Here is a 10,047-nt window from a genome sequence, read left to right as displayed (position 1 = left end):
GTTTTAATCCTTGGCTTAGCACCATGTTTTATACTTCAACTCCGAAAGTCAGGTATTATACAGTAAATTCAGTGGTTTTGTACAGTAGCCGAATTTTTAGGTGATTAGCGGCGTTAAATACGGTTGGTGTCGGATGACCTTTATTTGCCCGAATTATTCTTTTCGTACATGGCGATGGCAAACTCAAGCATCTATTTTCCGGCTGAATCAGAAGCCACTTCCTCAAGCTTTTTTGCAAAATCTTCATCTGCCAGAGAGATTGTCACTTTAGATTCAGAATCCGATTTGCCAGAGCGACTAAGGAACTTTCCAATCGCTTTCGCTGTATCAATTCTTACGCTGTCCTCCGGCGTTTCGTAATAGTCCTGTATCGTACTCAACTGACGATGGGCGGTATCCTTAGCCAAGCTCACATAGTCATGCCTGTTATAATCAAGTTTTTTTGTGATTGAGAAATGCCTTAGGCTATACAGGTCTACTTTTGGAAGTCCTAAAGGCTCATAGAGTGAACGGAACATATCATCGGCGTATTGTGAACTGATATGCGTACCATCCTCATGATCAAATATCAAATCATCATCAATGTAGCTGTTTCCTGCAAGCTGTTTATGCTGATTTTGAACAAGCTTGTAATCACGGAGCATGAAAATGACTTCCGGCGCTACATAGATTCTGTCCGTCTTTGCTTCGATTTCTTTTTCCGTCTTGGTAACATGGAAAACCGCTCGTCTCTTTGCATCCGGTCGGGTGCTGCGAACTTGGTCGAATACTTTGAGAATCCCTCGACCGTTTGAAAACTATGAGCAGTACCATGATGGTCTTAGAATACTCTTAGAAAGCGATAAGGGGCTTTACAAGGCGTTTGGACAGTCTCCCCGTACAAAGTACCTAAAGACGGAGAACTTCTACCTAACGTCAAAAGAACGCCTTACATACATGATGGGATTCATTGATGCCTTTTATTGCTTATCTGGTAAGCTATGTTTCGAGAAAAATCTACACCTACTTTGAAGAAAATGCGTACTAATACCAGGTATGCCCGACAAAAGCTCTGTATTAGCTTTTCGAATATGATAAATAACAAGAGCACCTCTGCACTCAATTGAGTATAGAGGTGCTCTTTGCGTTTGCGTCAGCCGTTAAAGTGAAATCAATACGTTGACGGTTTATCGCTGGTAAGCCGCAAACACAACCATCATCCCAAAAAGCTGTTGTGTGCTAATCGGCAGCTTTAAACGACTTTTTATTTTGTTACAATTTAGTTCGTAAAACTGGAAGTTAGCGATTTCTTTTTCCGGTATTCTCTGTCCCACGGATTTCCTCATGATAGAAATAATCTACGATCACCGGATGTCCCTGCGGGACTCTGCCGTAAGGCATTTCATTATCCACAAAGGCACAATCATACTTCTTAGCCATTTTCTCAGCTTTTACTTCAAGTGCTTCAAAGTAGCTGCGGTTATGCTTGTTATAGATCTCGTCGTAAAGTGGTACAAGAGCAGGATATTTTCCGGCGATATAATCCATAATTGTCTTTTTGAAACCGCCTCGAAGATTGAGATTTTCGAGCCAGAACAGATCGCACTGATCCTTTACCCGCTCAAAGATTGCTTCAAAATCCGTGATACCGGGGAATACCGGGGATACGAAACAGACTGTACGGATACCTGCCTCATATACCTGCTTCATAGCAGAGATACGGCGCTCAATGCTCGAAGCAGAGTCCATATCGTTCTTGAAATTTTCATCTAGTGTGTTGATCGACCATGAAACGGTTACACGTCCAAGCTTCTTCAGCAGATCAATATCCCGTACCACAAGATCCGACTTTGTGCAGATCAGAATATCTGCGTCACTGCCGATCAGCTGCTCCAGAAGTTTTCTGGTATTCCCGAATTGCTCCTCCTGTGGATTGTAGCCATCTGTCACAGAACCGATGACCACCCGCTGTCCGGCATATTTCTTCGGATTTTTAATTTCCGGCCAATGCTTCACATCAAGGAAAGTGCCCCATTCCTCCTTGTGCCCGGTAAAGCGCTTCATAAAAGAAGCATAGCAATACTTGCAGGCATGTGTACAGCCCACATAGGGATTGACCGAGTAACCGCCTACCGGCAGACTGGACTTAGTCATGATGTTCTTTGTTTCCACCTCACGAATGAGGATTCCATTTATTACTTCTTCCATGATTTCTGTACCTCTAACACTTCATTAAATTCTTCCGGCATTTCCTGAATCATATTTTCATCCCCTATGATAGGGACAAGGTCTTCCTTCATAAACACCGGAATGCTGAGCTTATGTGCCTGGTCCGCCAGAGACCATGCCCATTCCGGCTCCGTATGAATCTTCCTGCTCTGAGCTCCGGTCATGGTGCCGACAACGATCCAATTGATTCCGGAAAGGTCAATTGTGCCGGGATCGTCGAATAACGGCTCAAAGGTAACATGGTAATGTTTTGCTCTGATGTTTTTCCGAAGGGCGTCGATACGCCACAGTTCTGCTTTCCTCGTCACCGTAACGCCAAACCATGCGTTTTCCAGATCGGTATCAAAATCCAGCAGATCGGGGCGCTTGGTAAGGAACAGGAACTGATGCTGTGGATTTTCACGAATCTTTGCAAATACCTCGTCTCTCCATTCCGGCTTCCATCCGGAGAGATCGCTCATCCCGGTAAGAAGAAAGTTCTGCGGACGTTTCTTCTCCATCATCTTGAGCTTACCCGGAAAGAATTCAGGGTAAGCGAAGTCATCAATCATATGCCAGCGTTTCACGTTGTTGCGGGCATAGCAATATGCACACCCCACTGTGCAGCCAATGACGATATTCATGTTCTGAATCTGATCTTTGATACAAATACTCATGACTTCTGCCACTCCTCAAGATTCTTTCTGATGCGGTCGAGGCATTCCTCAAACCGGGTAATTTCTTCCTTTGAAAAACCTTTGTAGTAAATATTGCCCATCTCATCAGATACAGAATCATACTCGCCCTTTAAGGTATGTGCTTTCTCAGTCAGAAACAGGAGTGTTTTCCTTTTGTCCGTTTCAGACTGAACACGGCTTATCAGCCCTTGATTTTCCATTCTTTCCAGCATCGTAGTAAGAGATGTTATCGCTAATCCGCATTTAGTCGAGAGTGACCTGATTGAGATACCATCCTCCTGCCACAGCACATAAAGAATACGTCCCTGGGCTCCATTAAACGCATCAATATTCTTTTCACTGAGAATCTTCTCGAAAATCCGGTCTCCAAGCTGTTTTATTTTGGTGACAAGAAATCCTCCATTCATTTCCATGCAAAAGCTCCTATATAGTAGTTTATTAAAAATATACTATATAGGAGCTTTATTGTCAAGAGTTTATATGTCTTAATAGGTAAATTCCGTTTTTTTCAATTCTCCAAACTGTGATTGTTCGATCTTTTCAAATACTAACGTCCTTAATTCTGTTCAATAATTGATTTATAGTAGTTACCAAAGTCAGCAAGTGAATTAACAATTGGAAGCATTTTTGTTCCGAGTTCCGTTAAGCCGTATTCAACTCTCGGTGGCTGCTCATGGTAATCGTGGCGATATGCCAGCCCATCACTCATCATTTGTCTTAAACTATCTGTCAAAACCTTTTGTGAAATACCATCTATACTTCGTTGTAACTCATTGAATCTCCATGGACGCTCTTTCAAGTTACGCAAAATCAGCAGTTTCCATTTTCCTCCGATAAGAGATACTGCTGTTGCAACTGGGCATTCCGGTAATTCTTCTTTTGCTCGCATAATTCTCACCTCCGAGTCTATTGTAACACATTCATTTTTGAGTGTACAGTTACAAAAAGGTGCGTACTTGTTTTTGTATGTGTCTCACACTATACTAATACCAAGCAACCAGAAACTACAAATTAACGATGGAGGTATTATTATGGCAAATTACACAAAAACAACTATTGGAAAGGAAAACCGAATTGAGCTACATGAAAAGTTGTCTTTAACAGGTGCAGAAATCAGTTTAAACGAACTACCTGCAGGAGCAAATGTCCCATTTGTTCATTCTCATAAAGAAAATGAAGAAATCTATGGAATTCTTTCAGGTAACGGCAAAGCCATAATTGATGGAGAAGAAATTAGCCTTTCAACTGGAGACTGGCTAAAAATCGCACCTGCTGCAAAGCGTCAGTTTTTTGCATCCGATATTTCTGGAATTACTTATATCTGCATTCAGGTAAAAGAAAATTCTCTGGAACATTTTACAGCCGAGGATGCCGTAATCGGCTAATTAAAAGTATTTATTTACAAAAATGCACAGTTCACGATAAGCTAAGAACTGTGCATTTCTTTTTTGTTCAATATTACGTTTTCTCAATTTTTCAAACAAGAAGTTATCAGTGATTCTTTGTCAAATTCAAGGGCAAATTCAAAAGCTTCGGTAACTATAAATCCAAGGATGAAGTGAGGGAAAAACTAGGGGATCCTATTTTTAACAGATTTGATGGAGTTATAAGATTTACGGATCTGGATTCTGAAGCTAAAATCGAAATCGCGTGGAAAGAACTTGATGAATTGGATGAAGAAGGTACTATCTCGGAAAATATTAGGCAGAATCTTCTTGTGAATTCTACAAGACTTGAAAATGCACGAGAGATACGAAGATTAATAAAGGATACAAAATCATTAATTGAAATAAGAAAAATATGTGAATAAGTAATTAGTTTGAACTATTGGACACTGCGGTCTTTATGGAATGACAGGGCAGACATATGAATGTGAAAATTTTGTAGTAGTTCTTTGGGGTTATAACACTGCAAGCAAAAATCTGACTGCTATGTGTGTACATAAAAGAAATGGTAAAAGTAGTTTGATTTATACTGGAAAAGGTAAAAATTTATGATTAGAAGAAATACGGTGAGATCGCGTAGTAAAATAATACGAATGAAAAAAGTGCCCGGGCCGTAGCTATATTCACCGCGTGAAAAATTACAAGACTGTATATGGATTTTCACAATAGGCGATGCAGATGATAAACCTTCAGTGCCTCATGCTCATGCGCAGGGAACGGGATATCGTTTGGATGCATGGACTGGAGATATTTATCCGGCGGGCAGTGAAAGAAAACGAACAATAGGAAAATTAAGTAAAAAAGAGCTGGCGAGATTACATTCAGACCCCGGATTTTTAAAATTTGCAAGGAAACAAATTCAATGGTACAGGGAAAACAATCCCAAGATAAATTTTTATGTGCCGGAATGGTTTACGACTTTAACCAGGAGAAGTGAATTAGCAACAATAAAGCAAGAAGAGGTAGCAGATGTATTTGCTTTTGTCGGAAAATCTCATGTAAAATCGGAGATGTAAACTAGAAAGATAGTAGTAGGCCATGCAACAGTGCGTCTGCAATTGCGTTGGAAGGACAAAGAATCACTAATCTTGCAGTCATAAAATTAAAAAAAGATTGCTATTTTCGGAGATGCTGAGTATAATATAAGTACCAAGAGAGAAATCTCTTCCTGATTTCAGGACACGAAGCATAAGGTGTTTGCTTCCGTTGCGCTGGCAACGTTAAAACTTTGCGCTTACTCTTCAGCCAGAGGATAATCAAGCCGGATAGGTGAAATGCCTGTGATTTGGTGGCAAAGCACCATAATGAAACCAGTTTTATGAGAACTATGGAGAAACCTTTGATACAAAGGTTTCTCTTTTACGTTAAGGGGAAATATGAAATGTACGGCGCGGAATATAAGAATATTGACGTCTGAGGAAATGTTAACTATATTGCGTAAAAGCGCAACTTTATATTCGGAATACGTTGATACTACCTTATTGTTCATATTTAGAAAGAGCAAGTCAGATTCCTATGACTATTATGAAGTTCGATTTGGTAAGAATAATTTCATGCATTTGGCAGGGATAAAGAGTGGGTCGCTAAATGCTAATGAATTTTATGAAGCTTGTATATCGGGAGAAATTACCAGGGAGCAGTGTAAGCCACGGAGAGATGCAAGTACCATGTATTCCAAAATAGGAGTAATGGAGAAAATATTGGATCTGAGAAATAGTAAGTGTTATAAAATTGGAGAAAAAGATTTAGTAACACGAGACAATGACTTTGAAATGGCTACTGGAAATTCAACAGGGGTAATAGGATACGATTCACGAATAAAGAAAAAGGGAACTAATCAGGTTGACCGGACAAAGGCGCCTGTTCCAACGACATTACTGAACAGTGCTATTACGAATTATTGCTCAGATCCACAGAAGATTATGTTTATTTTACAAAAGACAGATGCTGATGATACATATAATAAATTGTTTTACGAAATAAAGAAAGATCTGTTTCAAATAGAAAAAGAGGGCTTCACAGATGCGTTGAAATCATTGATTTCATTGTAATGATCAATTTGTATTTATTTGGGGAAATAATTCTTAATTGAGAAAAGTCAACTGGGCACCGAGAAAAGTCAATTGAACATGCAGGAAACTCAACTCATGGAAAGAAAAGTCAATTCATATTGAGGCGAGGGGAATGGTGCTATATATATTTAATTCATTTTTAACTTGAAATAAGATGAAATGAAAAAATCGTAATTCAACAAACGAGTTAGAAATGAATTAGAATCGAGTTAAACACAAAAATAAGAGGATGTAGTCAAAAAAGCATCGACATCCGGCTCCGTCCACAGTATAATATAAGTAATCTAATAAGAAAACAGAGTTATCATTGTTACGGTAGCAGATGGAAATGGTAGCCAGAGTTGTGAACTCGATGGAACTCAATAGTTATCGCCTCAGGGTGCTCCGAGCACCCGACGAGCACCCCAAATGGGTTTGGCAGGGGTTAACACAGGTTTTCTTATTTTGACTGGGATTGACAAAATGGTTAGTAAAATCAAGGCTTTCCTTGACTTATATGAACACAGCTTGACAGCGGTTTATACCGCCAACCTGTGCTCCTAAGCACTAGTTGAGGGTTCGATTCCCCCTGGGAACGTGCATTTTTTGCAGCAATGATCGTAAAAGCTCATTGCTGCTTTTTCTTTTTTTCGGTGCTCATGAGCACCGAGAGAACACTTAAACGCAGATATTGAGCACCGAAATTTCTTAACGGGCACCAATGCAATAATTCAATCCTGGCACCGAACGGAGATAACTACAGCGTAGGATAAGGATTGGGGTGTCAATGAATGTAAATATGGTTTTCTTGCCTGAACAAAACAGGCCTGACGGATCTATCCGCTCAGATTAGATTAAGAATCTATTCTGGGCGGATTTTTTTCGTTACAGAAAAGAGAGGCATAGGCATGGGAACGTGAATTTACGTTCTAAAGGATTTTGGGGTTTCATGATATATTGATGGAAATAAATGCGGGAGGCGAAAGAATATGGGAATCAGCATGGAAGCACAGAAAGAAGCAATATTAGAAAAATCAAAGAAGACCATGTCCGTGCCGGAGATGCGACGGCTTTTGGGACTTAAGAAGACGGATAGTTACTGGCTGGTGCATCGGAATTTCTTCCAGACATATATTGTGAACGGACAGATGCGTGTTGATATTGCCAGTTTTGAAAAATGGTATGCAAATCAGGTCAAGCATAAAAAAGTGAATGGTGCGGAACCGGGAGCGGAGCTGATGAAAAGTTCCTACTCTTTTCGTGACGCTGCCAACCTTCTTGGAATCCATTCTTCAAATCTGTATGAAATCTGGCGGGATCAGAACCTGAAGACAATAACTGTAGATTTTACAAAAAGAATTCCGATCGAAGTATTTGAAGAATGGTATGAACATCAGATCATGTATCAGAAAGTCGGCAGGATGCCTACGATCACGGATCTGGAAAAAGACTATATCCGTTTGCAGGAGGCAGCAGCCCTCGCCGGGGTTACCAGCGGAACAATCACCAAATGGATTCAGATGGGGCATTTTTCAAGTGCCGGGGCAGGAAAGGCCCTGAGAATACATCGGAATGAATTTCTGAAGTGGCTGAAGGAATATCAGGAAGCTACGCAACGCAGAAAGAAGCAGAAAAGCGAAAAAAAGAAATTGAATATAAACAGTCTCTTGGAACCTTTGTTGTCCCGAAATGTACCAGGGTGAAAGAACTTGTGCGGGAGTATGTCAGGATCTATGGACATAATGAATGAGGACAAAATGATCACCGCAGCGACAGTGCATCAGATCCACAAGGTGCTGAGGAGCTGTTTCAGACAAGCCGTAAAGTGGGAAATGATGGACAAGAACCCGGCAATAGATGCAACACTTCCGAAGTACAAAGCAGAAGAACGGGAAATCTGGACAGCGGAAATGCTGATGCAGGCGATTGATGCATGTGAAAACAAATGGCTAAAAGTTGCATTTCATCTGGCTTTTGCGGCTACCGTCCGTATTGGTGAGCTTCTTGGACTAACCTGGGATTGCGTAGATGTATCGGAGGAGGCCATTGCTGAAAACCGGGCCTATATCTTTATTAACAAGCAGGTGGAACGTGTATCCAGGAATGCTGTTGATGAACTGGACGCCAAAGAAGTAATCCTGATTTTTCCTTCCCAGAGGAAAAACAACAAAACCGTCAGGTTATTGAAAACACCTAAGACGGATACCAGTGAGCGGAAAGTATATATTCCTAAATTTTTGGCGCAGATTTTGGTCGATATCAAAAAAGAACAGGATGAATTAAAGGATATCCTGGGCAGTGAGTATCAGGATTATAATCTGGTCATGGCTACGACCTTTGGTCTTCCGATCGGAGACAGCTATCTGCGTGATTAGATGCAGAAGGTTATTGATGAACAGGGACTGCCGGATGTGGTTTTTCATAGTCTCCGACATACAAGTGTCACATATAAGCTGAAGCTCAGTGGAGGAGACATTAAAGCGGTTCAGGGCGATTCTGGACATGCACAGGCGGACATGGTGACAGAGGTATATGGCCATATCATTGACGAGGACAGGCGAAAGAATGCACAGAGGATGGAGGATGCGTTTTATAACAGGGAAAATCTTAATCCGCAGATGAAGGGTGCAGATGCTGGTCAGACAGCAAACACGGTGACTGTTCCGGAAGGTGTGGATGCGGACCTTTTGATGAAGGTTCTGGGAAATCCGGAGATGGCGGCGTTGCTGACGAGTCTGGCGAAGAGCTTGAAAGCTGAATAAAAATATAATAATGGAAATAGAACAGAGTCTACTGGCATTAGGAGAAATCCAGATGTGGGTGGACTTTTTGTAATGGAAAATAATGTACATAAGATTTATTTAAAGTTATAATTAAGATAAATACCTTTTGTATGTAGTGTTAGGTCAATTTTATATAAAAAATGCTGGAATATACCCAGAAAATAATGTAGTCCTTGAAAGTATGATTATATGTGAATTTGAAACAAAACAATCGAATTGTGCTATACTATTGTTCAACAAAAAACTTATTGATATAGTTCATATTATTTAGGAGGATAAACAATCATGTGTACAGCAGCAACCTATAAGACAAAAGATTTTTACTTTGGACGAACCCTCGATTATGAATTCTCTTACGGTGATCAGATAGTAATTACACCACGTAACTATTCATTTCATTTCCGTCATGTTGGCGATATGAAAAATCATTATGCAATTATTGGAATGGCTCATGTTGCGGAGGATTATCCTTTATATTATGATGCGATGAATGAAAAAGGAGTGGCAATGGCAGGTCTGAATTTTGTCGGAAATGCTGTTTATTCCGAGGTTCAACCAGATGTGGAAAATATTGCACAGTTTGAATTTATTCCATGGATTTTAAGTCTGTGTGCTTCTTTAGCAGAAGTTCGTAAGCTTCTTAATCGAATTAATATTGTTAACACTCCTTTCAGCGAGCAATTGCCATTAGCACAATTACATTGGATTATCGCTGATGAAAATGAATCAATTACTGTAGAGTCTATGTCAGATGGTCTACATATTTACGATAATCCTGTAGGAGTGCTTACGAATAATCCGCCATTTCCACAGCAGATGTTTCAATTAAATAACTAAAACTTCCCACACCAAAACAGGGCTTCGCACCTTGAAAATTCAATAT

12 protein-coding genes and 1 pseudogene are annotated in these 10,047 nt (G+C 40.3%); 8 read left to right on the top strand and 5 right to left on the bottom strand.

The annotated features are described in order from the left end of the window. Positions 1-191: 191 nt before the first annotated feature. The 5 genes from DW251_RS17280 to DW251_RS17255 form a co-directional block, all read right to left on the bottom strand. Entirely contained in the window at positions 192-644 is a 453-nt protein-coding gene (locus DW251_RS17280) for a hypothetical protein (protein WP_243035034.1), read from the bottom strand. A 634-nt stretch (positions 645-1,278) separates the two neighbouring features. After that, positions 1,279-2,187: a radical SAM mobile pair protein B gene (locus tag DW251_RS17270; RefSeq protein ID WP_118301870.1), complete on the bottom strand. Its 909-nt coding sequence runs from the start codon at positions 2,185-2,187 to the stop codon at positions 1,279-1,281. After that, positions 2,175-2,864, bottom strand: coding sequence for a radical SAM mobile pair protein A (locus DW251_RS17265; RefSeq protein WP_118301869.1), 690 nt, complete (start codon positions 2,862-2,864; stop codon positions 2,175-2,177). The genes DW251_RS17270 and DW251_RS17265 overlap by 13 nt, the downstream gene beginning before the upstream one ends. Then, positions 2,861-3,298, bottom strand: coding sequence for a radical SAM mobile pair system MarR family transcriptional regulator (locus DW251_RS17260; RefSeq protein WP_118301868.1), 438 nt, complete (start codon positions 3,296-3,298; stop codon positions 2,861-2,863). The genes DW251_RS17265 and DW251_RS17260 overlap by 4 nt, the downstream gene beginning before the upstream one ends. Positions 3,299-3,441: 143 nt before the next feature. After that, complete coding sequence (locus DW251_RS17255) at positions 3,442-3,774, bottom strand: helix-turn-helix domain-containing protein (protein ID WP_008373705.1); 333 nt, start codon at positions 3,772-3,774, stop codon at positions 3,442-3,444. A 142-nt stretch (positions 3,775-3,916) separates the two neighbouring features. On the opposite strand from DW251_RS17255, the gene DW251_RS17250 reads away from it, so the two are divergent. The 8 genes and pseudogenes from DW251_RS17250 to DW251_RS17220 form a co-directional block, all read left to right on the top strand. Continuing rightward, the gene (locus DW251_RS17250; RefSeq protein WP_004614173.1) at positions 3,917-4,270 is read left to right on the top strand and encodes a cupin domain-containing protein; all 354 of its coding nucleotides are present in this window, start codon (positions 3,917-3,919) and stop codon (positions 4,268-4,270) included. A 173-nt stretch (positions 4,271-4,443) separates the two neighbouring features. Beyond that, positions 4,444-4,695 (top strand): hypothetical protein, encoded by a 252-nt coding sequence (locus DW251_RS17245; RefSeq protein WP_118301867.1) that lies wholly within the window; start codon positions 4,444-4,446, stop codon positions 4,693-4,695. 363 nt (positions 4,696-5,058) lie between these two features. Beyond that, entirely contained in the window at positions 5,059-5,346 is a 288-nt protein-coding gene (locus DW251_RS17240) for a hypothetical protein (protein WP_118301866.1), read from the top strand. Positions 5,347-5,763: 417 nt separating this feature from the next. Beyond that, entirely contained in the window at positions 5,764-6,381 is a 618-nt protein-coding gene (locus DW251_RS17235; protein WP_243035032.1) for a PBECR4 domain-containing protein, read from the top strand. 989 nt (positions 6,382-7,370) lie between these two features. Continuing rightward, complete coding sequence (locus DW251_RS17230; RefSeq protein WP_021870341.1) at positions 7,371-8,084, top strand: helix-turn-helix domain-containing protein; 714 nt, start codon at positions 7,371-7,373, stop codon at positions 8,082-8,084. 30 nt (positions 8,085-8,114) lie between these two features. Beyond that, entirely contained in the window at positions 8,115-8,756 is a 642-nt protein-coding gene (locus DW251_RS18435) for a hypothetical protein (RefSeq protein ID WP_243035030.1), read from the top strand. Further along, complete coding sequence (locus DW251_RS18430) at positions 8,757-9,143, top strand: integrase (protein WP_243035029.1); 387 nt, start codon at positions 8,757-8,759, stop codon at positions 9,141-9,143. Between the two features lie 306 nt (positions 9,144-9,449). Then, positions 9,450-9,998: pseudogene (locus DW251_RS17220) on the top strand (linear amide C-N hydrolase); the annotation flags it as partial. Positions 9,999-10,047: the final 49 nt, after the last annotated feature.

It is taken from the genome of Clostridium sp. AM22-11AC, from assembly GCF_003473545.1.
Lineage (GTDB): Bacteria > Bacillota > Clostridia > Lachnospirales > Lachnospiraceae > Enterocloster.
Note: the sequence above shows the minus strand (reverse complement) of the source record. Positions and strands in the feature narration are given on the sequence as shown.

What these genes read in the sequence shown, in the direction of transcription:
- DW251_RS17280 (WP_243035034.1), bottom strand. Translation starts at nt 644, where the DNA reads ATGCTCCGTGATTACAAGCTTGTTCAAAATCAGCATAAACAGCTTGCA.
- DW251_RS17270 (WP_118301870.1), bottom strand. Translation starts at nt 2,187, where the DNA reads ATGGAAGAAGTAATAAATGGAATCCTCATTCGTGAGGTGGAAACAAAG.
- DW251_RS17265 (WP_118301869.1), bottom strand. Translation starts at nt 2,864, where the DNA reads ATGAGTATTTGTATCAAAGATCAGATTCAGAACATGAATATCGTCATT.
- DW251_RS17260 (WP_118301868.1), bottom strand. Translation starts at nt 3,298, where the DNA reads ATGGAAATGAATGGAGGATTTCTTGTCACCAAAATAAAACAGCTTGGA.
- DW251_RS17255 (WP_008373705.1), bottom strand. Translation starts at nt 3,774, where the DNA reads ATGCGAGCAAAAGAAGAATTACCGGAATGCCCAGTTGCAACAGCAGTA.
- DW251_RS17250 (WP_004614173.1), top strand. Translation starts at nt 3,917, where the DNA reads ATGGCAAATTACACAAAAACAACTATTGGAAAGGAAAACCGAATTGAG.
- DW251_RS17230 (WP_021870341.1), top strand. Translation starts at nt 7,371, where the DNA reads ATGGGAATCAGCATGGAAGCACAGAAAGAAGCAATATTAGAAAAATCA.
- DW251_RS18435 (WP_243035030.1), top strand. Translation starts at nt 8,115, where the DNA reads ATGGACATAATGAATGAGGACAAAATGATCACCGCAGCGACAGTGCAT.
- DW251_RS18430 (WP_243035029.1), top strand. Translation starts at nt 8,757, where the DNA reads ATGCAGAAGGTTATTGATGAACAGGGACTGCCGGATGTGGTTTTTCAT.